General features: G+C 66.2%; 21 protein-coding genes. 5 read left to right on the plus strand and 16 right to left on the minus strand.

Translation table 11 applies throughout. From position 1 onward, the window contains the following. From AC1DX2_RS25210 to argS, 5 genes are all read right to left on the minus strand, one after another. Positions 1-933 carry an exopolyphosphatase gene (locus AC1DX2_RS25210; RefSeq protein WP_477199186.1) on the minus strand — a complete coding sequence of 311 codons (933 nt, stop codon included), beginning with the start codon at positions 931-933 and terminating at the stop codon, positions 1-3. An 89-nt stretch (positions 934-1,022) separates the two neighbouring features. Beyond that, positions 1,023-1,673, minus strand: a complete 651-nt coding sequence (locus tag AC1DX2_RS25215) for a thiol:disulfide interchange protein DsbA/DsbL (protein WP_477199187.1) — start codon at positions 1,671-1,673, stop codon at positions 1,023-1,025. Positions 1,674-1,734: 61 nt separating this feature from the next. Continuing rightward, complete coding sequence (locus tag AC1DX2_RS25220) at positions 1,735-2,385, minus strand: thiol:disulfide interchange protein DsbA/DsbL (RefSeq protein ID WP_477199188.1); 651 nt, start codon at positions 2,383-2,385, stop codon at positions 1,735-1,737. Positions 2,386-2,457: 72 nt separating this feature from the next. Beyond that, positions 2,458-3,138: an SPOR domain-containing protein gene (locus AC1DX2_RS25225; protein WP_477199189.1), complete on the minus strand. Its 681-nt coding sequence runs from the start codon at positions 3,136-3,138 to the stop codon at positions 2,458-2,460. Between the two features lie 8 nt (positions 3,139-3,146). Then, on the minus strand, positions 3,147-4,820 hold the full coding sequence (argS, locus tag AC1DX2_RS25230; protein WP_477199190.1) for an arginine--tRNA ligase: 1,674 nt from the start codon (positions 4,818-4,820) through the stop codon (positions 3,147-3,149). A 106-nt stretch (positions 4,821-4,926) separates the two neighbouring features. On the opposite strand from argS, the gene AC1DX2_RS25235 reads away from it, so the two are divergent. From AC1DX2_RS25235 to AC1DX2_RS25245, 3 genes are all read left to right on the plus strand, one after another. Then, positions 4,927-5,271, plus strand: coding sequence for a hypothetical protein (locus tag AC1DX2_RS25235; protein ID WP_477199191.1), 345 nt, complete (start codon positions 4,927-4,929; stop codon positions 5,269-5,271). An 84-nt stretch (positions 5,272-5,355) separates the two neighbouring features. Next, a complete protein-coding gene (locus tag AC1DX2_RS25240; RefSeq protein WP_477199192.1) occupies positions 5,356-6,366 on the plus strand; it encodes a glycosyltransferase family 2 protein in 1,011 nt (336 codons plus the stop codon). Positions 6,367-6,390: 24 nt separating this feature from the next. Further along, positions 6,391-6,759, plus strand: a complete 369-nt coding sequence (locus AC1DX2_RS25245) for a GtrA family protein (RefSeq protein WP_477199193.1) — start codon at positions 6,391-6,393, stop codon at positions 6,757-6,759. On the opposite strand, the gene AC1DX2_RS25250 is transcribed toward AC1DX2_RS25245, so the two are convergent. From AC1DX2_RS25250 to AC1DX2_RS25265, 4 genes are read right to left on the minus strand one after another with little or no spacing between them, the layout of a single operon-like run. Then, positions 6,688-8,292 (minus strand): ArnT family glycosyltransferase, encoded by a 1,605-nt coding sequence (locus tag AC1DX2_RS25250; protein ID WP_477199194.1) that lies wholly within the window; start codon positions 8,290-8,292, stop codon positions 6,688-6,690. The genes AC1DX2_RS25245 and AC1DX2_RS25250 overlap by 72 nt on opposite strands. A gap of 9 nt (positions 8,293-8,301) precedes the next feature. Continuing rightward, positions 8,302-9,099, minus strand: coding sequence for a ChbG/HpnK family deacetylase (locus tag AC1DX2_RS25255; RefSeq protein ID WP_477199195.1), 798 nt, complete (start codon positions 9,097-9,099; stop codon positions 8,302-8,304). Positions 9,100-9,113: 14 nt separating this feature from the next. Further along, positions 9,114-10,055 (minus strand): LysR family transcriptional regulator, encoded by a 942-nt coding sequence (locus AC1DX2_RS25260; protein ID WP_477199252.1) that lies wholly within the window; start codon positions 10,053-10,055, stop codon positions 9,114-9,116. A gap of 29 nt (positions 10,056-10,084) precedes the next feature. After that, on the minus strand, positions 10,085-11,311 hold the full coding sequence (locus AC1DX2_RS25265) for a CaiB/BaiF CoA transferase family protein (RefSeq protein WP_477199196.1): 1,227 nt from the start codon (positions 11,309-11,311) through the stop codon (positions 10,085-10,087). Between the two features lie 212 nt (positions 11,312-11,523). On the opposite strand from AC1DX2_RS25265, the gene aceB reads away from it, so the two are divergent. Beyond that, complete coding sequence (aceB, locus tag AC1DX2_RS25270; protein ID WP_477199197.1) at positions 11,524-13,104, plus strand: malate synthase A; 1,581 nt, start codon at positions 11,524-11,526, stop codon at positions 13,102-13,104. Positions 13,105-13,159: 55 nt separating this feature from the next. Here the strand turns inward: aceB and AC1DX2_RS25275 are convergent, their stop codons facing one another. Genes AC1DX2_RS25275 through AC1DX2_RS25285 form a run of 3 tightly spaced genes read right to left on the minus strand, consistent with a single transcriptional unit; the run spans position 13,160 to position 15,668 of the window. Beyond that, positions 13,160-13,750: a hypothetical protein gene (locus AC1DX2_RS25275; protein ID WP_477199198.1), complete on the minus strand. Its 591-nt coding sequence runs from the start codon at positions 13,748-13,750 to the stop codon at positions 13,160-13,162. Further along, on the minus strand, positions 13,747-14,964 hold the full coding sequence (locus AC1DX2_RS25280) for a M48 family metalloprotease (RefSeq protein ID WP_477199199.1): 1,218 nt from the start codon (positions 14,962-14,964) through the stop codon (positions 13,747-13,749). Before AC1DX2_RS25280 ends, AC1DX2_RS25275 begins: the two co-directional genes overlap by 4 nt. After that, positions 14,964-15,668, minus strand: coding sequence for a hypothetical protein (locus AC1DX2_RS25285; protein WP_477199200.1), 705 nt, complete (start codon positions 15,666-15,668; stop codon positions 14,964-14,966). The genes AC1DX2_RS25280 and AC1DX2_RS25285 overlap by 1 nt, the downstream gene beginning before the upstream one ends. A gap of 210 nt (positions 15,669-15,878) precedes the next feature. Here AC1DX2_RS25285 and AC1DX2_RS25290 point away from each other — a divergent pair, with 210 nt between their 5' ends. After that, positions 15,879-18,149: a carbohydrate binding family 9 domain-containing protein gene (locus AC1DX2_RS25290; RefSeq protein WP_477199201.1), complete on the plus strand. Its 2,271-nt coding sequence runs from the start codon at positions 15,879-15,881 to the stop codon at positions 18,147-18,149. Positions 18,150-18,159: 10 nt separating this feature from the next. On the opposite strand, the gene AC1DX2_RS25295 is transcribed toward AC1DX2_RS25290, so the two are convergent. Genes AC1DX2_RS25295 through AC1DX2_RS25310 form a run of 4 tightly spaced genes read right to left on the minus strand, consistent with a single transcriptional unit; the run spans position 18,160 to position 20,857 of the window. After that, positions 18,160-18,648, minus strand: a complete 489-nt coding sequence (locus tag AC1DX2_RS25295) for a ribosomal protein L7/L12 (RefSeq protein WP_477199202.1) — start codon at positions 18,646-18,648, stop codon at positions 18,160-18,162. Then, positions 18,645-19,361, minus strand: coding sequence for a crotonase/enoyl-CoA hydratase family protein (locus tag AC1DX2_RS25300; RefSeq protein ID WP_477199203.1), 717 nt, complete (start codon positions 19,359-19,361; stop codon positions 18,645-18,647). The genes AC1DX2_RS25295 and AC1DX2_RS25300 overlap by 4 nt, the downstream gene beginning before the upstream one ends. A 53-nt stretch (positions 19,362-19,414) precedes the next feature. After that, the gene (locus AC1DX2_RS25305) at positions 19,415-20,056 is read right to left on the minus strand and encodes a glutathione S-transferase family protein (RefSeq protein WP_477199204.1); all 642 of its coding nucleotides are present in this window, start codon (positions 20,054-20,056) and stop codon (positions 19,415-19,417) included. A 27-nt stretch (positions 20,057-20,083) separates the two neighbouring features. Beyond that, a complete protein-coding gene (locus tag AC1DX2_RS25310) occupies positions 20,084-20,857 on the minus strand; it encodes an SDR family oxidoreductase (protein WP_477199205.1) in 774 nt (257 codons plus the stop codon). Positions 20,858-20,921 lie beyond the last annotated feature (64 nt).

Genomic DNA, 20,921 nt, shown 5'->3' on the forward strand with positions numbered 1-20,921 from the left:
TCAGCCGTCGTTGTTGATCTGGGTGATCAATTCCTGCAGCACCGTGGTGGCCTTGTTGTTGTCCACCTGGCAGGTGCCGGCGTTTTCATGGCCGCCACCACCGTAGTAGAGCATCAGCCGGCCGATGTTGGTCTTGGAGCTGCGGTTGATGATGGACTTGCCGGTGGCAAACACGGTGTTTTGCTTTTGCATGCCCCACATCACGTGGATGGAGATGTTGGTCTGCGGGTACATCGCGTAGATCATGAAGCGATTCACCGCGAAGATGACCTCCTCGTCGCGCAGGTCCAGCACCGCCAAGTTGGCAATCACCGAGGTGCAGCGTGCAATCTGCTCCTTGGCCTTGGCCGCATGCTCGTTGTACAGTTCCACGCGCTCCACCACATCGGGCAGGGCCAGGATCTGCGCAATGCTGTGGTCCTTGCAGTACTTGATCAGATCCATCATCAACTGGTAGTTGCTGACGCGGAACTCGCGGAAACGGCCCAGGCCGGTGCGCGAGTCCATCAGGTAGTTCAGCAGCACCCAGTCGGTGGGGTTGAGGATTTCTTCGCGGGTGAACTGCGCCGAATCGGCCTTGTCCACCGCCGCCATCATGTCGGCCCAGGCCGCCGGAAAACGCGCCGTGCCGCCGTAGTGCTCGAACACCACGCGCGCCGCCGACGGCATGTCGGGCAGGATGATGTGGTTGGGCCGGTCGCCGGTGTTGCGCATGGTCTCCGACAGGTGGTGGTCGAAGGCCAGGTGCACGCCCGGCACATAGGGCAGGTTGGTGGTGATGTCGCGGTCGGAAATCTCTACCTTGCCGTCCTGCATGTCCTTGGGGTGGACGAACTTGATGTCGTCTATGAGCTCCAGCTCATTGAGCAAGACGGCACAGACCAGCCCATCAAAATCACTGCGGGTGACCAGGCGAAATTTCTCGGCGGACATGTAGTTCTCCACAACGGTGCAATTTGCAAAGCATTCTATGCCACGCCCGCAGCGCGGCGCAGCGCTTGCGCGCGCTTTTTGCAGCAGTCCTACAGCCGACCGGCGCGCAACTCGCCAATCAGGTAATCGCCCACGGCCAGCACTTGCGGCATGCCGCCGGCCATGCCGCCGTCGGTGATGTAGCGCCCGCCGAAGGCCATGGTGGGCACCCCTTCCAGCCGGAAGCTGTTTTGCAGCTGCGCCGCCCGGCTGGCCTTGGTGGAGGCGCTGAAGGACTTGTACTGGTCCATGAACTTGGCGCGGTCCACGCCCTGCTTGGCCACCCAGTCGGCGATCTGGTCCGGTGTGGTCATGGGCACGCGCTCGCTGTGGTAGGCCAGGAACACCTTGGTGTGCAGCTTCTCCAGCAGACCCATAGCCTCCAGCGCGTAGTAAAAACGCTGCAGCAGGCCAGCCTCGTCAGCGAAAGACACTGGCACGCGCTTGAACGCCACGTCCTTGGGCAGCTTGGCCACCCAGGGCGCCAGGATAGGCTCGAACGAGGCGCAGTGCGGGCAGCTGTAGCGGAAGAACTCGACCACCTCGATCTTGCCGGGGGTGTCGGTGGGCTGGCGCTGGTCCAGCTTCTTGAACTGCGCGCCCTCGCGCGGCTGGGCCAGCACTGGGTTGCTGGTCAATCCCAGGCCAGCCGTGGCCAGTGCGCCCATGGACAGGGCCGAGAAATCCCTACGCTTGATCATCTGTGTGTGCTCCGTCAATGCCATGAAATCGGTTGAAATGTGGGGAGGACGTCGCGCGCGCTCAGCGGCCGGCGCGCACCTGCGCCACCAGGAAATCGGCCACCTGCAGCATGCGCGGCATGGTCTTGGAATAGTCGGCGTCCACATAGAAGCGCCCGGCAACGCCAATGGCCGGCACGCCCTCCACCTTGAAGGCGTCCTGCAGCTGACGCACGCGCAACGCCTTGGCATCGGTGGCCGGCGCGTTGTATTGCGCGATGAACTTGGCGCGGTCCACGCCCTGCTTGGCCACCCAGTCGGCGATGGCGCCTTCGCGTTCCAGCACCACGCGCTCGGCATGAATGGCGTGAAAGACCTTGGCGTGCAGGCGGTCGAGCTGGCCCAGCGCCTCCAACGCGAAGAACAGCCGCTGGTGCGGCACCCATTCGTCGCGGAAGGCGGCCGGGATACGGCGCACCACCACATCCTTGGGCACACGGCGTGCCCAGGCGTCGAAACTGGGCTCGAAAGCATTGCAGTGCGGGCAGCCGTACCAGAAGAACTCGACCACCTCGATTCTCCCGGCCGGCACTTCCACCGCCACCGGCTTGTCCAGCGTCAGGTAATCGGTGCCGGATTGGGCTTGCACCTGGGCCAGCGCATTCGCGGCAGGCCAGCACAGCATGGCAACGCCGGCCCCAACGGCCAGCGCGGAAAACTCACGTCGATTCATGTACCCATCTCCAGCAAGGGAACCGGTCAGAGCAAGCGCTGCGTCAAAAAGTTCAACACCGTGGGCCGGCCTTCAGCGGGCCACGCGTATCAGCGCGGTTTCCAACCCCGAGGCCTCCAGCCTTTCCTTGGATTTCTCGCCATCTTCCTTGTGCTCAAACGGTCCCACGCGCACGCGATACACCGTGCGCCCGGACTGCTCGCGCTCGGACACCTTGGCCTCCACGCCGGCCAGCGCCAGCTTGGCACGCTGCGCTTCGGCGTCCTCGGCGGTGCGGAAGGCGCCGACCTGCACGTAATAGGTGAAGGGATCGGCGGCGGCACCCATCTTGGCCTTGGCCAGTTCGCCCAGCGGGTCGGCCACCGCAGCCACCACGGCCTTGGAGGCGGCCACGGCCACCGCGGGAGCGACCGGTTGCTTGGCCGGGGCAACGGCCGGCACCACCGCCGAAGCAGCCGGCGCGGGCGTGATGGCACCGGAAGCCGCCTGCGCCGCCTTGGCGGCCTGCTTGCCGTACAGCGGGGCGTTGGGGTCCCAGTCCTTGTTCTTCTTGGCCTCGGCGGCATCCTGGTCCGGGGTGCGGGACTGGCCCTTGCTCATGAAGGGCACCGGCACCTTGGTGACGTAGACCGCCACGGCCAGGGCCGCCGCCAGCCCCACCACCACACCGATGATGAAGCCCAGCAGCGTGTTGCCGCGTTGCGGCTGCGGCTTCATGCGCGGCCCCTTGTTGTCGTCTTGACGTGTCGCCATAAGCTTTCTTACATTTTCTGCGGGGCGCTGACACCCAGCACCGCCAGGCCATTGTGCAACACCCGGGCGGTGGCGGCCACCAGGGCCAGCCGGGCCAGCTTGACCGGCTCCTCGTCCACCAGGATGCGCTCGGCATCGTAGTAGCTGTGGTAGCTGGCGGCCAGTTCGCGCAGGTAGAAGGTGACGTCGTGCGGCGCGAAGCCCTCGGCGGCAGCCTTCAGCATCTCGGGGTACTTGGCCAGCAGCAGCATCAGTGCCAGCGCCTGCGGGCTCTGCAATGGCGACAGGTCCACCTTGGCCAGCGTGGCCGCGTCGCCGCCCCAGGTCGTCAGCACCGAGCAGATGCGGGCGTGGGCGTACTGCACGTAGTACACCGGGTTCTCGTTGTTCTTGGCCAGCGCCAGGTCGACGTCGAAGCTGTATTCGGTATCGGCCTTGCGGCTGAGCACGAAAAAGCGCACCGCGTCCTTGCTGGTCCAGTCGATCAGGTCGCGCAGCGTCACATAGCTGCCGGCGCGCTTGGAGATCTTCACCTCGCTGCCGCCGCGCATCACCCGCACCATGCTGTGCAGCACGTAGTCGGGGTAGCCCTTGGGGATGCCCACATTGGCCGATTGCAGGCCGGCGCGCACGCGCGCGATGGTGCCGTGGTGGTCGGTGCCCTGGATGTTGACCACCTTCTCGAAGCCGCGCTCCCACTTGGCGATGTGGTAGGCCACATCGGGCACGAAATAGGTGTAGGTGCCGTCGCCCTTGCGCATCACCCGGTCCTTGTCGTCGCCAAAGTCGGTGGTGCGCAACCACAGCGCGCCGTCCTTCTCAAAGGTGTGGCCGCCGGCCTGCATGGCCGCCACCGCCTTGTCGACCCGGCCGCTGGAGTACAGGCTGGACTCCAGGTAGTAGTTGTCAAAGCGCACCTCGAAGGCCTGCAGGTCCAGGTCCTGCTCGTGGCGCAGGTAGGCGACGGCGAACTCGCGTATGGCGTCCAGGTCGTCCACATCGCCCTTGGCGGTGACCTCGCGGTCGTCGGCCTTGACGGTTTTCTTGGCCAGGTAGTCGATGGCAATGTCGGCGATGTACTCACCGTTGTAGGCCGACTCGGGCCACAGCGGGTCGCCCGGCTTGACGCCCTTGGCGCGCAGCTGCGTGCACTGGGCCAGCGTGGCGATCTGCACGCCGGCATCGTTGTAATAGAACTCGCGGTACACGTCCCAGCCCTGGGTTTCATACAACGTGCAGATGGCGTCGCCCAACGCGGCCTGGCGCGCGTGGCCCAGGTGCAGCGGGCCGGTGGGGTTGGCGGAGACGAACTCCACCAACAGCTTGTGACCGTTGGCAGCCTGCCAGCCAAAGCGCTCGCCCTGCGCCAGCACCTCGGCCACGATCTGCTGCTTGGCCTGGGCTTTCAGCCGGAAGTTGATGAAGCCCGGGCCGGCGATCTCCACGCTGTCCACCCAGCGGGCAAAGGCGGCGTTGGCCAGCAGCGCGGCACGCAGCGTCTCGGCCAATTGGCGGGGATTGAGTTTGAGCGGCTTGGCCAACTGCATGGCGGCCGTGCTGGCGAGGTCGCCATGCTCGGCCATCTTGGGCGATTCGAAGGCCGCTTTGGCGCCGGCACCGGGCGACAGCTTTTCAAGCTCTTGGCCCAGGGCGGCGAGCAATTCGTTCTTGACAGACAACATAGTCCTGATTTTACGGGCCACGATGTCGTCACAATTGCCAGCAGCGGCGTTATATGCTGGAATCCAGTCGCCAGTCCCTAAAACCACTGTTTCAAAAGGAAACATCATGAAGAAGCTGCTCTCGCTGATCGCCCTGGGCGCCTGCCTGTCCTTTGGTGTCGCGCATGCCGATCCGGCTGCCGACTGCGCCGCCAAGTCGGCCGAGAAAAAGCTGGCTGGCGCAGCCAAGAAGAGCTTTGAGAAGAAGTGCGTCGCCGACGCCGGTGGCGCCGCGGCCACCGCCAGCCCGGCCTGCGAGAAATCCGCCGCCGACAAGAAGCTGGCCGGCGCCGCCAAGAAGAGCCACATCAAGAAGTGCACGGCCGATGAGGCGGCCGCCGCCAAGCCGGCCGCCGCTGCAAAGCCTGCCGATGCCAAGCCTGCAGCCGCCGCATCTGGCGCCAAGAAGTAAGCCAGCCAGCGCCGGCATGTGGCCGGCACAAAAAAACCCCGCCCCCACCGGTGAGCGGGGTTTTCTTTTGGCATGATGCGAGCCATGACGCCGCGTTCCGAAGCCAGCCCCAGCATTTCCTGCGTGATGCCCGCCTACAACGAGGCGCGCAACCTCGCCCGCGTGGTGCCGGAAACACTGGCCGCATTGCGCGCGCTGACCGACCAGGTCGAGCTGATCGTGGTGGACGATGGCAGCCGCGACGACACCACGGCGGTGATGCAGACGCTGTGCGCCGGTCACCCGCAACTGGTGTACCTGAAGCTGTCGCGCAACTTCGGCAAGGAGGCGGCGCTGACCGCCGGCATAGACGCCACCCGGGGCGAGGTGGTGGTGATGATGGATGCCGACGGCCAGCACCCCAGCAGCCTGCTGGCCGACATGCTGGCCAAATGGCGTGAGGGCTTTGACGTCGTCTACGCGGTGCGCAGCACGCGCGACGACCAGTCGCGCCTGCAGGCCAGCCTGACCGGCATGTTCTACAACCTGGTCAACTGGGGCAACCGGGTGCAGATTCCGCCGCACGCCGGTGACTTCCGGCTGATGGACCGCCAGGTGGTGGAAGCCCTCAAGTCCCTGCCTGAGCGCAACCGCTTCATGAAGGGCTTGTATGCCTGGGTGGGCTTCAACAGCACGGCCATGGACTACGAGCCGTTGGCGCGTGCGGATGGCGTCACCAGCTTCGGCTTTCGTGGCGCGATGTCGCTGGCCATCACCGGCATCGTGGCGTTTTCCACCGCGCCGCTGCGCATGCTGACCTTCCTGGGTCTGTTGCTGTCAGTGGGCGCGCTAGGCTACGGCACCTGGGTGGTGGGCGAATACTTCATCACCGGCAGCACGCCGCCGGGTTACCCCACCATCGTGGTGGGCATGATGTTCTTCAGCGGCATACAACTGCTGTCCATCGGCATACTGGCCGAGTACGTGGGCCGCATCTATGAGGAAGTGAAGCGCCGGCCGCCTTACCTGATCAGCCGGCGCAATGGCCAGGGCCTGCCGGCGCCGCAGCCGGTGGAAAGCGCCTGGGCCCACGAGCAGGATGCCTCGCTGCTCTGAGCCGCCGGCAGCGCCCCTTTACGAATGAAGTCTTCCGGTCTCTGGTTCCTGGTGGTGGGTGGCAGCGCCGCGCTGGTGCACATGGGCGTGTTCGAGCTGGCACACCGCGTGATGGTGCCCGAGCTGGCCAATGCGGTGGGCTTTTGCGTCGCTTTTTTCGTCAGCTTTGCCGGCCACCGTTTCTTGAGTTTTCGCGACACCAGCACCGGCGTGAAGGAGAGCTTCGGCCGGTTTCTGGTGACCGCCGTGGCCGGTTTCATCAGCAACGAGCTGGTGTTCAGCCTGCTGCTGCGGGCTGCGGGCTTGCCACCGCTGCTGGCCCTATTTGTTGCGCTGGTGTTTGCAGCCGGCCAGACCTTTGTGCTGAGCCGCTTCTGGGCTTTTAAGCGCTGAACCACCCGACTTGTACAGGTTGAAGCCGGTGCCCTTTTGCATCAGTGCCCAGCCGGCGGGCGGCTGCTCAGTCTGACCCACGTGACGCACCAGCAGCCAGTTGCCAGGCTGGGTGGCGGCCTGCACCAGCACCTCGGGCAGCTGCAACACCTGGGCGGCGCCGGCATCGAAATCCGCACCGTCGAACAACTCTCGCCGCCAATCGTCGCCAGCCTCCTTGCGCTGGCGCGCCCAATCCTGCACCACCACCAGCGGCTTGGCGGCCTGGATGTAGAACGGCAGCTCATACGGGTAGTCGCTGCCAGCCACATAAATGGTATCGGCGGGGCTGGCCTCACAGGCCAGCAGACGGGCCACGTCTTCGGAGCGCCGGTCCTCAGCTACATGCGCCACGGACAGGTCTATGGTCAGCGCGGTACCCATGTTCAGCAGGCACAACGCGGCGAACGCCGGCCCAGCAGCACGCGGCCAGCGCCGGCCCACCACCTGGCGCCAACCCAAAGCACCCAGCAGCGCCAAGGGCGGCACAACCGGCAGGATGTAGCCCACCAACTTGGAGTTGGGCACCGAGAAAAACACCAGGATGGCCAGCAACCAGGACCAGCACAGCGTCCAGGCGGCGTGTGGCAACACATCTTCACCCGGCCGAGGCAGGCCGCGCCGCACCTGGCGCAGCGCAAAGAAAGCCCAGGGAAACAGCAGGCCGGCCAGCACCACGACATAGAACCACCAGGGCTGGGCGTTGTTGAACACCTTGGCCGTGAAGCGGCTGACCTGCTGGTTGACAAACATGTAGTCCAGGAACTGCGGAAAGGCCAGTTGCTCGACCACGAACCACGGCGCGGCGATCAGCACAAACAAGCCCAGGCCGCTGAACCAGGGCAGGTACAGCACTTTCTTGAACTGGCGGCTCCAGATCAGCCAGACGAACAGCGCCAAGCCCGGCAACGCAAAACCGATCATGCCCTTGCTCAACATGCCCAACGCACAGGCCACGAAGCCCCAGCGCGCCAGGGCGGCGTCTGGCTTGTCGCCCGCCAAGAAGGAAAAGCCGAAACACCAGATGGCCACGCCTATCCAGGTGGCCACCACCATGTCGTGGTTGACATACTGGCCGCCAATCAAAAAGGCCAGGCTGCTGCCCAGCATCAGCGCGGCCAGCCGCGCGATGTGCTCACCGCACAGCCGACGCGCCGCCAGGTACAACGCCACCATCATCAGCCCGGCGTGCAGTGCCGGCACCAGGCGCAGCGCCACCTCGTTCACACCGAAAGCACCCAGCGACAGCACCTGCAGCCAATGCACCAGCGGCGGTTTGTGGAAGAAGGGGATGCCGTTGAGCCGTGGCGTCAGCCAGTCGCCGCTTTGCAGCATCCAGCGGCCGATCTCGCCGTAGCGGCCCTCATCGGGCACCGCCAGCGGGCGCAATGAGGCCAGCACCAGCAGCAGCAGCCATAGGCCGGCCATCAGCAGCCACGATGTGCGCTGCCCGCCCGGCGGCAGGGCATTTACAGAAACTTGCTTGTCAGTCACCGGCGGATTTTAGGCGGCAGCGCCACGCACCAGGCGGACAGCGGCCTCTTCCAGCTGGGCGGGAAAGTCGCCGCTGCTGAGGTAATCGAATTCCCACACCCGGGCGACGCCGATCTCATCGTCCTGCTCCAGGTGGGTGGCAGGGTGGCACATCATCAACGCGCGCTGCGGCAAGGCGTGCAGCCACTGCGCCATGTGCTGGGCATACACCCCGCCGCGGGTGGAAAAATCGTACACGCCGGTCAGCGGCTCCAGCACCGGGATGCCGGCCTGGGCCGCCAGCCGCTGCAGCGCCGAGGCCCCCATGGCGGTGATGACCCGGCTCTTGAAACCGGCCTGCTTGTCAACGATGCGCGACACGCGCACATAGGGCTTCTTGCCGGGATAGCGCTTGGCCAGTGCCGCCACCAGCGCCTGGCGTATGCCGGCAAACTGCTGCACATGCTGGTGGCCGTCAATGTGGTCGGGCGGCGCCTTCCATTGCGCCTCAAAAGCGTCCAGCTGGCGCTCGATCACCGTGCGGGCTTGGCGCGCGTCCACGCCGCCCAACAGCGCCTGGCGCATCATCGCGCCCAAAGGCCGACCGTGACCGGCGGCGCGGGCGAAGTCGCTGGTCCAGTCCAGGTGCAGGCCCACGTCCATCCGGCCGCGCAGCTCGCGCAACAGCGCCACGTCCATGCCCCAGCGCGGCGACAGCACCATCACGCTGGTGGCGCTCAGACGACCGACGCGGCCCAATTCAACGATGGCGCGCGACGCGGCTTCGTTCATCGCGTAGTCGTCGGCGCAAAGAACCAGTTGTTTCATGTCAGGGGCAGTGCTCACGCATTGTGCACCGGGGCATGCCAGAAATCCGGCTGGCTGTAATGGTGCTTCAGGAAGTCTATCCACAAGCGCAAGCGCAGTGGCAGGTGTTTGCGCTGCGGAAACACCGCATAGATGCCATTGGGCGGAGCGGCAAACTCCTCCAGCAGCGGCACCAGGCTGCCGGCCGCCACCTCGGCCTGCACCTCCCAGGTGCTGCGCCAGGCAATGCCCCAGCCGGCCAGGCACCAGCCGTGCAACACCTGGCCGTCGGAGCAATCCAGCGGGCCGGCGGGCTTCATGTGGATCAGCTCACGACCCCCGCTTGCGCCCTCTTGCGGAACCTGGAAGGCCCAGCCCCGCGTTTGGGAGGCGTCGCTGGACAGCGTCAGGCAATCGAAGCGGGACAGGTCCTGCGGGTGCTTGGGTGCGCCGTGGCGCTGCAAATAGCTGGGCGCGGCCACGCACAGGCGCCGGTTGTCGGCCAGGCGCACGCTGACCAGCGACGAGTCTGGCATGTCGCCAACCCGCACCGCGCAGTCAAACGCCTCGGCGCCAATGTCCACCACACGGTCGCTCAGGTTCAGCGACAGCGTGACATCTCCATGCTGCTGGCGAAAGCGCGGCACCAGCGGCGCCACGTGGCGACGGCCGAAGCCAGCCGGCGCGGTGATGCGCAAATGCCCGCTGGCCTTGACGCCGCCGGCCGACACGCTGGCCTCGGCATTGCCCAGATCGGCCAACAGGCGCTGGCAATCCTCCAGAAAGGCGCTGCCCTCGTGCGTCAGCGAGATGCGCCGGGTGGTGCGCAGCAGCAGCTTGACGCCCAGGCGCTCCTCCAGCGCATCCAGCCGCCGGCCCATGATGGCCGGCGCCACGCCCTCGGCCTGGGCCGCCGCCGTCAGGCTGCCGCGCGTGGCCACGGCCACGAAGGACTCCAGTTGCTTGAGCTTGTCCACCATGCCGCGCCTAGGTGAGGGTCAATTTTTCAGGCCACCACGCCGTCGGCGTGCAGCTGCGCGATCTGCGGCACCGTGTAACCCAGCGCCTGCAACAGCACCTCGCTGTGTTCGCCCAGGCGCGGCGGGTCCAGCCGCAGCCCGGGGCGGTGGCCGTCCAGTGTGAAGGGGAACAGCGGCACCTTGGTGGTGCGGCCGTCGGGCAGGGTCATGGGCGCCAGGCCGCCGGTGGCGTTCAGGTGCGGGTCGTCCATCAGCTCATGGGGCTTGGTGATGGGCGCGAACGGCAGACCCAGTTGCTCGAACAGCGCGCTCAAGCTCGCGCCGCTCCTGTGCGCCAAGCGCTGGCGCAGGTCGGGCAGCAGCCAGTCGCGGGCGCGCACGCGGTCGTTGTTGCTGGCCAGGCGGGCATCCAGCTTCAGGTCCTCGAAACCAAAGCCCTCGCAGAAGATGCGCCACTGCGTGTCGGTGACCACGGCCAGGAACACCTGGTCGCCCTGGGCCACGGTGAACACATCGTAGATGCCCCAGGGGGAGATGCGCGCCGGCATGGGATTGGCTGGCTGGCCGGTGACGGCGTACTGCATCATGTGCTGGGCCACCAGGAACACGTTGTTCTCGAACAGCGCGGATTGCACCTGCTGCCCCTTGCCGGTCTGCGCGCGCTGCATCAGCGCCGCCAGCACGCCGATGGCGCCGAACATGCCGCCCATGATGTCGTTGACGCTGGTGCCTGCGCGCAGCGGGTCACCGGGGCGGCCGGTCATGTAGGCCAGGCCGCCCATCATCTGCACCACCTCGTCCAGCGCGGTGCGGTGGTCGTAGGGGCCGGGCAGGAAGCCCTTATGGCTGACATAGATCAGCCGCTCGTGCAGGCGGCTCAACGTGGCGTAGTCGAAGCCCAACTTGTGCATGGTTTCGGGCTTGAAGTTCTCATTCACCACGTCGGCCGTCATGATCAGCTTCAGCGCCACCTCCTTGCCGGCGGGCGAGTGCAGGTCCAGCGCAATGCTTTTCTTGTTGCGGTTGAACATGACGAAAAAGCCCGCACCCGCACCCAGCAGCTCACGCGTGCTGTCGCCGCGCAACGGCTCCACCTTGATGACCTCGGCCCCCAGGTCGGCCAACACCATGCCGCAGGTCGGCCCCATCACCATGTGGCTGAACTCCACCACGCGGATACCTGACAGCGGCAGCGCCGTGGGCGGCACGGCGGGCAGGGTGGCGGCAGCGGGGTCGTGGCTGAGGGTGCTCATGTCTGAACCTGTGGGTGGCCGTTCGATTAGGTACTATTTTGTCACTAATCAATGAATTTTTTGCCTCTTAATAAACTATCAAGGATGAAATACAGTCTCTTCATGGGCATCTGGCCAGGCGCATGGGCAACACGCTGCGCGACAGCTTGTCTACGCTGGTCTGATCCGGCCCACCGAATTCGTTTAGTCTATTTTTGATTCAGGAGCACACCATGTCCCATCCCCTGCCCGCCGGCATGCAGATCAATGCACCGATATTGCCCGGCTTCGAATCCATACTGACATTGCCCGCACTGGAATTGGTGGCCAAGCTGCACCGCGCCTTCGAACCGCGCCGCCAGCAGCTGCTGGCCGAGCGCGTGGCCCGCGCCAAGCGCATCGATGCCGGTGAAAAGCTGGACTTCCTGCCGTCCACCAAGGCCATCCGCGAGGGCGACTGGAAGATTGCCCCGATACCGCCAGCCCTGTACTGCCGTCGTGTGGAAATCACCGGCCCGGTGGAAGCCAAGATGGTGATCAACGCCTTCAACTCCGGCGCCGACAGCTACATGACCGACTTCGAGGACAGCAACTCGCCGGTGTGGGCCAACCAGATCCAGGGCCAGATCAACCTGGGCCAGGCGATCCGTCGCACGCTGACGCATGAGAGCAAGGGCAAGAGCTACAAGCTGAACGACAAAATCGCCACGCTGCAGGTGCGCCCGCGCGGCTGGCACCTGGACGAAAAGCACGTGCTGGTGGACGGCCAGCGGGTGCATGGCGGCATTTTCGACTTCGCGCTGTTCATGTTCCACAACGCCAAGGAGCAGATCGCGCGTGGCGCCGGCCCGTTCTTCTACCTGCCCAAGATGGAAAGCCACCTGGAAGCGCGGCTGTGGAACGATGTGTTCGTGATGACGCAAAACGAGTTGGGCCTGCCGCAGGGCACCATCAAGGCCACGGTGCTGATCGAGACCATCCTGGCGGCGTTCGAGATGGAAGAAATTTTGTACGAGCTGCGCGAGCACAGCGCCGGCCTGAATGCCGGCCGCTGGGACTACATCTTCAGCTGCATCAAGAAATTCAAGCTGGACAAAAACTTCTGCCTGGCCGACCGCGCCAAGGTGACGATGACCGCGCCCTTCATGCGTTCGTACGCGCTGCTGTTGCTGAAGACCTGCCACAAGCGCGGCGCGCCAGCCATTGGCGGCATGAGCGCGCTGATCCCGATCAAGAACGACCCTGCGAAGAACGAGATCGCCATGGCCGGCATCATCGGCGACAAGCGCCGTGACGCCACCGATGGCTACGACGGCGGCTGGGTGGCGCACCCGGGCCTGGTGGAAGCGTCGATGAAGGAGTTCGTCGCCGTGCTGGGTGACAAGCCCAACCAGTTTGAAAAACAAAAGCCTGAAGTCAACGTGGTGGCGGCCGACCTGCTGAACTTCCAGCCCGAGACCCCCATCACCGAAGCCGGCCTGCGCATGAACATCAACGTCGGCATCCACTACCTGGGCGCCTGGTTGGCCGGCAACGGCTGCGTGCCCATCCACAACCTGATGGAAGACGCCGCCACCGCCGAAATCTCGCGCAGCCAGGTGTGGCAGTGGATTCGTTCACCCAAGGGCGTGCTGGACGACGGTCGCAAGGTCACCGCCGACATGGTGCGCGCGCTGGTGCCCGAAGAGCTGGCCAAGATCAAGGCCGGCGGCTTCGAGGGCAAGTTCGACCGCGCGGCCGACATCTTCACCACCATGAGCACGCAGGAAGCGTTCGAAGAATTCCTGACGCTGCCGCTGTACGAGGAAATCTGACGACGAGGGGGAGGGGAGCCATCCCCTCCAGCAGCTGGCTGTCCTGGTGGCAGCGCTAGCTGCGTATCGCGGCGGTGTTCACCACGCTCTCTGCCTTGGGCGCCAGGCGCTGAAAGAACGCCAGCCGCGGCGCCACGAAGGAGGCGGCAAACAACTCACCCTTGCGCACGGCCATCCAACCCATGCCGTTGAGGTGCACGCCGTCGCTCTTGCGCGTCAGCGTGAATTCGAAGCGCACCCCTTTTTCACCGGCGAACACGGTGGGCTCGACCTTGCTGATGGTGACGATGGAGCCGTCGTTCGCGTACATGACCTCGAACAGGTTGACCAGCTGGTCGGCCTGCATGCCGGCCTCGAACGTGGGCAGACGGCGCTTCTTCTGCTCCGCCGTGGCGCCGGGGGGCAGGGCGATCAGGCTCTGACCCGACGGCACCGCCGCCCACAGACGCAGGTGGTCCAGCGTCAGGCCTTCCTGCGTCCAGGTTTCATAAGGCTGCGGGTCATTGGGGATGACGACCTTGTTCCAGGCCTCACTGACCCGCACCGTCATGCGGTTGTTGACCAGCTGGTCGCCCTCCACCTTGACCATCTTGGCCGCGCAACCCGCCAGCAGGGCTACCCACAGCAACACCAGGATCTTTTTCACAGCTTCACCTCCGAAATGTAGTTTTTGATGATGCCGGCGTCGGCCGCGTCAGGCGCCACCGCCAGGTATTTTTCGAACGCCTGGGCCGCCCTTGCCGAGTCGGCCTGCTGGCGGTAGACCAGGCCCAGCGAGCGGTAGGCCTGAGCCGGCGGCGTGGCCTGCCGCGTGGCTTCCACCAGGTCGGCCAGCGACTTCTGCGCATCACCGCTGCCGGCGCGCAAGCGGTACACCTCGCCGCGCGCGAACAGAAGCTCGGCGTCACTTCCGTCAGCCTTCAGCAGGCGTTCCAGCAGCACCAGGCTTTCCTCGTACTGGCCGCGCTTGATCTCGTCCTGCAGCCAGGCCAGCCGGTGCGCCGCGATGGCTTGTCGGTACGGCTGCGCCTGGGTAACGCCGGGGCGGTCGCCCGCCAGCCTCAGCAGGTCGTCGCGCCGCGTTTCGGTCGGCGGGTGGGTGGCCATCATCGGGCTGCGGCGGCCGGCGTCCTCGCCGCCGGTGATCTTCAGTTCACCCAGCAGGTTGTCCCAGACCTGAGCCGCCTGCCGGCCGTCGTAGCCGGCCTGCTGCATCAGCTTCATGCCCAACTGGTCGGCCCGGCTCTCGTGCTCGCGGGAAAATGAGAACGACCCCGCCAGCACGCCCAGCTGGCCCAAGGCCCCCACCGCGCCAAACACGCCCAAGAACTGCGCGAAGGCCAGTCGGCTCTTGGCATCGCGCAGGCGCTCCAGCGAATGCCGTTCCAGGTAGTGCCCGATCTCGTGCCCCAGCACCGCCGCCAGCTGGGCCTCGTTTTCGGCCCGCAGCAACAGGCCGCTCCACACCTGCATCATGCCGTTGGGCGCCATGTTGGCGTTGAACAGTGGCGTGCGCACCACGTAGACCCGGATGTCCGAGCAATGGTCGCCGGACAGCCGGCAGCTCAGGTCCTGCACATAGGCGGTCAAGGCCTTGTCGCGCACCACGAATGGACTGCGCCGCAAACGGGTCTCCTCGCGGTCCATCAGCGCCCACAGCCCGCCCTCGTCGGATTCCAGGCTGGGACGGGCGAAGCGCGCGCCGGTCAGCGACGACGCCCCGGCAGGGCTGTCGGTTGCGGTGGGTGGCGCCATCGTTTGGGCCAACGCCGGCATGGCGCCGGCCAGGCCCGCGAAGCCCAGGCAATGCCGGCAGCCCCAGCGCAGCGCGGCGCGGCGGCTCAGGGCCGTGGCGGGCATCACTTCTCGGCGGGGAAGCCGGTCAGCAACGTGCCCACCGTCTCGCGCGCCGACGGCGCGTCGCGCAGGTCGCCGCTGGCGCGGCGCAGCGTGTTGAACCAGACCACGCGCCCGGTGTTCAGGTCCACCAGCGACGCATACCCGACCTGGACCCCACCCGCCACGCCGACGCGCAGGATCGCCATGGCGACCATCGCCATCTTGCGCTCCGCGCTGGCATAGCTGTCGCGAACCCAGATGAACAGCGCATAGTCGGCGCCGGTCTTGTCCTTCAGCGGCTTGACGGCATCGCCCATGGACCAGTCCAGTGTGTCGTTCTTGGTCGGCAGCTTGACGGCGCCCAGCATGTGGTGGAAGAACACCGACTGTGCCACCGCGCCGTGCAGCGCGTTGATTTCGGCCAGATCGTCCAGATCCTTGTCGTCCAGTTCCTGCAGGTTGGCACCCAGTTGGTCCTTGCGCGCGTGCAGCGCCTGGCGAAAGTGCTTGCCCGCCGCCTCGGTCCAGTCGGCGCGCGGTTCCTGCACACCACCCCCGCTGATGGAGAACAGCTCCAGATCCACCGGGACAATGACGAGCTTGGAATTGGTGGCGCGCTGCGTGAACCCCGGCGCCAGATTTTTTGACGACTGCGCGTGCGCCAGACTGGCGAACACGACCATCAGCGCGCACACCACGCGTGCGGCAACACTAGGCTTGACCATGCCTGACCTCCCTGCTTTTTTGATATCTGTCTGTGGCGGATTCTAAGGAACGGGCACCAAGACCGGCAAGAACCGGCGCGTGGCATGACCCCTGAAAACAACAGATGGCGCACCACCGCCCTGCCGCTGGCACCCCACAATCTGCGTTCCGTCGCAGCACCCGGCCTGGGCAATTGACCCTGGCCCAGGTGCGCCGCTATCGTGCCGGCCATGCTTCGCAAACTCCTGCCCATCGGGGTGGCCACACTGCTGTTGGCCGCCCATGCCCTGGCACAACCGCCCACAGCTGGCCAGCAACTGCCGCCACTGCTGTCCATGCCCAGCGCCCGCCTGGCGCCGGGTGAATCCATTGCGCTGGATGGCAGCCTCAGCCACCCGGCCTGGCAGCGCGCGCCGGTGTACAACAGCTTCATCGAGCGCAACCCCACGCTGGGCGCCACGCCGCAATTTGAAACCCGGGTGCAGGTGCTGGTGGGTGAGCACGCGCTGTACGTGGGCGTGACCGCGCTGGACCCGCACCCCGAGCTGATACAGGCGCTGCCGGTGCGCCACGACCAGGTGGACCGCACGCACGATTTCGTTATGGTCTACCTGGACACCATGGGCCGCAAGAAGATGGCGCAGTGGTTCGGCGTCACCGCCGCTGGCAGCACGCTGGACGGCGTCAACACGGCGGAGGACGACAACGAGGACAACTCGCCCGACTTCGACTACGACGCCGCCGTGCAGCGCACTGCCCAAGGCTACACGGCGGTGTTGCGCATCCCCTATTCATCGCTGCGTTACAGCAAAACCACCGGCGTCAATCCCGCCGCGGGCTGGCGCATGATGGTGGTGCGGCGGGTGCCGCGCGAGCAACCGTATCTGCTGATGTCCGTGCCGCTGGGTCGCGACGCCGCCAGTTTCATCGATGCCTTGCAGCCGCTGGACGGCGCGCCGGCACCCAGTAACGACAGCTTCCTGCAATTGCGACCCAACTTCACGCTGCGCCGCAGCACCGATCAGCAGCCCGGCCAACCCATGACGGCCGACAACAGCCTCAACGTGGGGCTGGACATCAAATGGCGGCCGCGCCCCGAACTGGTGGTGGACGCGACGCTGAAGCCCGACTTCAGCCAGGTGGAGCTGGACGTGCCGCAACTGTCGCGCAACACCCGCTTCGCACTGTATTTGCAGGAGAAACGACCCTTCTTCCTGGAAAGCAGCGACCTGCTGCGCTCGCCCACCGACGCGCTGTACACGCGCAGTGTGTCGCAGCCGCGCTGGGGCGTGCGCGCCAGCTGGCGCGACGACAGCCTGGCCGCCACCAGCTTTGCCATCCATGACCTGGGCGGCGGCTTGGTGCTGCTGCCTGGCCCCTACGGCACCGGCACCGCCTGGCAACCGGCTTCTGACAGCGCAGTGGCCCGCTTCCGCCTGGACAGCAGCGACCTGAGCTGGGGTGGCATCGCGTCGCTGCGCAGCTATGACGGCAACCTGGGCCAGAATGCCGTGGCCGGCCCGGACATCAGCTGGCAGGCCACGCCCAACCTGCGGCTGCGCGCGCAGCTGTTGGCCTCGCACACCACGGCACGGCCCGACGCCACCGGCCAGCTGGTGAACGCGCCAGCGCAAGACGGCACGCAGCTGTTCATGAGCGCCTTCTGGCGCTCAGAGCCGTATGAGGCGGGCGCCGTGGTGGAAAACCGCAGCCTGGGCTTTCGCAACGACAACGGCTTTGTGACGCAAACCGGCGTGCGCCGGCTGGCGCTGGATGCGCACCGCGTGTGGCGCAACACCGGGCCGTTCAACGAGATCTGGCTGAACCTGAACTCCGAGAACATCCAGGACCGCGCCACCGGGCACACCATCTCCAGCTCAGTGACGCCGGGCTTCTACTTCAGCACCAGCCAGAACACCGAATTCACGCTGGAGTACCGTGGCCTGTCACGCCAGCGCGTGGCCGCCAACACTGCGTTGCACCAGGAACACTACTGGCATTGGTCCATGACGCGCAACCTGGGCGCGTGGGCGTCCAAGGTGCAGATGGACCTGGACCACGGCCAACTGATGGACGTCACCGCCAACCAGGTGCGCCCCGGCACAAAGCTGACACTGTTGGCCAACCTGCGGCCCTGGCGCACGCTGGAGTTGCTGCCCAACTACTCGCTGGCCCAGCTGCAGGCTCCCGGTGGTGGCCAGGCTTACCGGGAAACCGCAGCGCAATTGCTGACCATCTGGCACCTGGCGCCGCAACAGACGCTGCGGCTGATCCTGCAGCGCAATGGCGCCGACCGCTTGACCGAACCGGCGCTGGGCATCACGGCGTTCAGCGACCGCGACCGCACGCAAAGCCTGACCTACACCTGGCGGCGCAATGCCGGCACCATCTTCTACCTGGGTGCCAGCCGCGGCAACAACGGGGTGGCACCCCTGGAAAGCCGGGGCACCGAGGTGTTTGCCAAGCTGCAGCTGGACGTGGACCAGTGGCTGGGCAAATAGCGCGCGCAGCCTAGGGGTGGCGTAGCCACCAGGCGAAGGCCAGGCCCAGCAGCACCAGCACAACCACTGCACGCAACAGTCCGGTCGAGCGCCGCACCTCGCCCGGCGCCAGGTCGCCAGCCTGCGCTGGCTGCCCTGCCGTCTGCGGCAACGCGTCCACCACGTCCTTGGCCTCCTTCAGGCCCAGGCCACTGTGCTCGCGCAACAGGCGTATGGCTTCAATCTTCTGACCCTGGTGCAAGGCCGCCAGCACCGCCGGCGGCACGCCGGAGAAGCTGGCGCTGCCCGGCGATGACGGCAGGGACGGCGGTGGCCTTCCTTGCAGATGCGCCTCCACGACTTCTTTGGCTTCTTTCAGCCCCAGACCGGTGGCGGCACGCAAATGCTTGATGGCCTGGATGGGGTCGTGCCGCGCCAGTGCCTCCAGCACCTCGGCGGGCAGGGCGGATGTGCCAGACGCCATGGCGCCGGCGCCGGGCGGTGGGTTGGCCTTGCTCATGCCGCACCGCCAAAACGCGCGGCCCACTCGGTGGTGTCCTCGCGTATCGCGTTGTGCAACGCCGCCAGCATGGGCTGGCGCAGGCGCAGCTTGGTGGCGGTGAAGGCGGGCAGGTTCAGTTGCAGCAAGCGGGCAGCGGCGGCACGCGCGGCGGTCGCCAGGTCGTCGGCCGGCACCACCTGGTCCAGAAAACCAGCCTCCACCGCCTCATGCGGTGCATAGGGCCGGGCGGTGACGGCGGTCAGATTGAGATGGGCCGGGCTGAGCCGCTGGCGGCACACCTCGATGGCAAAACGCGGCAATGTCAGGCCGATCTGCACCTCGTTGGCCTGCAAGCGCGTGCCGGACGTGTCCACCCCCAGCCGCACATCGGCGCTGAGCAGCAGGAAAACGCCCATGGCAATGGCGTGGCCGCTGCAGGCCGCTACCAGCGGAAGCGGGAAGGACAGCATCTTTTCGGTGATGCGCGCGCCCGCCTCCAGCATCTGGTATTGCTGCTGCGCGTCGCCTTGTTTGAAAACGCCCAAGTCAAACCCGCCAGAAAACATGCCGGCGCGCCCGGTCAACACCACCGCGGCCTTGTCCACCAGCGCACGGTCCAGCGCGGCACCCAGGGCCTGCAACATGCGCAGGCTCATCACGTTGGCCTTGCCGTCGTCCAGTGTGACGGTGGCAATGCCTTCGCTCAGCGAATAGGTCAACAGGTTGTCCATGCGGGTCTCTCCCTTTCACGTTGCGCCACCCAAACGGGGAGGCTACGCTGCCATCACTTCGGCGGCCAATGCCGCGCAAAGACGGCGGCCACCGCCGGATGTTGCTCTGTGCGCTCCAGCGTGGCGAAAAATCCCGGCCGGTGCTGGCGCAGATGGGGTCGGCTGCCGGCCCATTTGGACACCACCGCCGCCAAAAAATCCAGTCCCCCAGGTTGCTGACCGCTGAGAAACGGTTCGCCGCCAAACTGGTCGGCAAACATCTCCCAGTGCAGGTGCAGGCGCTGTCGCGCACCCTGGCGTATGCGCTCCTTGGTGGCGTCATCGGCGTCCAGACACCAGCGCTCGGGGAAGTCGATCACGCTGACCGCGCTGTAGCAGTTGGCGGCGATGTACACCAGGCCACGTATCGCCTGCGCGCGCTGCACCGGATCGGTGGGCAGGATGCCGGCTTGCGGATGCGCCAGGCCCAGGTGAATGAGAATGGCCGCGCTCTCGGTCAGCACCTGGCCACCAGGCAGCACCAGCGTGGGGATCTGCACCAGCGGGTTGAGCTTTTTCAATTCGTCCAGAGCGGCAAAGCCCGGCTCCCAGGAAGCCGCGTCCACGCAACGGTAGTCGGCGCCGCTGATGGCCAACGCCACCTCCACGGCGGCCGAACCGGCGCCTGGGAAACCGTACAAAGTGTAGTGCGCCATGCTTTTCCCCGTTTGCGGCTGCAGGCGTCAGCCGCCCGTGTGCTTGGCGTACAGCTTTTGCAGCCCGCCCAGCCAGCGGTCGTAGTCTTGCCCCTTGTTACGGAAGTATTGCAACACTTCGGGATGCGGCAACACCAGGAAGGTCTCCTCGCGCATCACATCGACCACGCAGCCGGCCACCTGTTCCGGCGTCAGAATGCCGTCCTTGCCGGCCGAACCGCCATCGCCGGTCACCATGTCGGTCTGCACCGACTGCGGGCACAGGCAGGACACCTTGATGCCGCGCTTGCCATACGCCACGCGCAGCCATTCGGCAAAGGCCAGCGCGGCATGCTTGGTCACCGCGTAGGGGGCGGACTCGACGATCGTCAACAGGCCGGCGGCCGAGGCCGTGACGAGAAAGTAGCCGTCACCGCGCGCCAGCATTTGCGGCAGCACCGCGCGCGCGGCCCACACATGGGCCATGCCGTGCACCTGCCACATCTGCTGCCATAAGGCGTCTTCGAGCTCTATGCCACCGGGCTGGCCCAGGATGCCGGCGTTGGACATGTAGATGTCCACCTGGCCGAAGCGCTGGGTCGCGCCGGCCACCAGCGCCTGAATGTCCGCCTCGACGCTGACGTCACAGCGCACGGCCACCGCCTGCGCGCCTATCTCGTCGGCCACGCCTTGCGCGCGCGCCAGGTTCAGGTCAGCCACCACGATGCCACGCGCGCCATCGCGCGCAAAGCGCAGCGCCAAGCCGCGGCCTATGCCGCTGGCGCCGCCGGTGATGACGGCCACCTTGCCTTGAATGTCCATGTCTGAACTCCTTTGCCGGCGAGTATCGCGGTGGGGGCAAAGCGCGCTTGGCGCGCAGGCGACA

The sequence above is a fragment of the Hylemonella sp. P2_B10 genome (assembly GCF_056404875.1).

Bases quoted from the DNA above. Each gene is read 5' to 3' on its own strand.
- AC1DX2_RS25245 (WP_477199193.1), top strand. From the start codon at position 6,391: ATGAAGTCTTCCGGTCTCTGGTTCCTGGTGGTGGGTGGCAGCGCCGCG.
- AC1DX2_RS25220 (WP_477199188.1), bottom strand. From the start codon at position 2,385: ATGAATCGACGTGAGTTTTCCGCGCTGGCCGTTGGGGCCGGCGTTGCC.
- AC1DX2_RS25310 (WP_477199205.1), bottom strand. From the start codon at position 20,857: ATGGACATTCAAGGCAAGGTGGCCGTCATCACCGGCGGCGCCAGCGGC.
- AC1DX2_RS25210 (WP_477199186.1), bottom strand. From the start codon at position 933: ATGTCCGCCGAGAAATTTCGCCTGGTCACCCGCAGTGATTTTGATGGG.
- AC1DX2_RS25240 (WP_477199192.1), top strand. From the start codon at position 5,356: ATGACGCCGCGTTCCGAAGCCAGCCCCAGCATTTCCTGCGTGATGCCC.
- AC1DX2_RS25280 (WP_477199199.1), bottom strand. From the start codon at position 14,964: ATGCCCGCCACGGCCCTGAGCCGCCGCGCCGCGCTGCGCTGGGGCTGC.
- AC1DX2_RS25300 (WP_477199203.1), bottom strand. From the start codon at position 19,361: ATGGACAACCTGTTGACCTATTCGCTGAGCGAAGGCATTGCCACCGTC.
- AC1DX2_RS25305 (WP_477199204.1), bottom strand. From the start codon at position 20,056: ATGGCGCACTACACTTTGTACGGTTTCCCAGGCGCCGGTTCGGCCGCC.
- AC1DX2_RS25265 (WP_477199196.1), bottom strand. From the start codon at position 11,311: ATGAGCACCCTCAGCCACGACCCCGCTGCCGCCACCCTGCCCGCCGTG.
- argS (WP_477199190.1), bottom strand. From the start codon at position 4,820: ATGTTGTCTGTCAAGAACGAATTGCTCGCCGCCCTGGGCCAAGAGCTT.
- AC1DX2_RS25215 (WP_477199187.1), bottom strand. From the start codon at position 1,673: ATGATCAAGCGTAGGGATTTCTCGGCCCTGTCCATGGGCGCACTGGCC.
- AC1DX2_RS25225 (WP_477199189.1), bottom strand. From the start codon at position 3,138: ATGGCGACACGTCAAGACGACAACAAGGGGCCGCGCATGAAGCCGCAG.
- AC1DX2_RS25255 (WP_477199195.1), bottom strand. From the start codon at position 9,099: ATGAAACAACTGGTTCTTTGCGCCGACGACTACGCGATGAACGAAGCC.
- aceB (WP_477199197.1), top strand. From the start codon at position 11,524: ATGTCCCATCCCCTGCCCGCCGGCATGCAGATCAATGCACCGATATTG.
- AC1DX2_RS25295 (WP_477199202.1), bottom strand. From the start codon at position 18,648: ATGAGCAAGGCCAACCCACCGCCCGGCGCCGGCGCCATGGCGTCTGGC.
- AC1DX2_RS25285 (WP_477199200.1), bottom strand. From the start codon at position 15,668: ATGGTCAAGCCTAGTGTTGCCGCACGCGTGGTGTGCGCGCTGATGGTC.
- AC1DX2_RS25290 (WP_477199201.1), top strand. From the start codon at position 15,879: ATGCTTCGCAAACTCCTGCCCATCGGGGTGGCCACACTGCTGTTGGCC.
- AC1DX2_RS25235 (WP_477199191.1), top strand. From the start codon at position 4,927: ATGAAGAAGCTGCTCTCGCTGATCGCCCTGGGCGCCTGCCTGTCCTTT.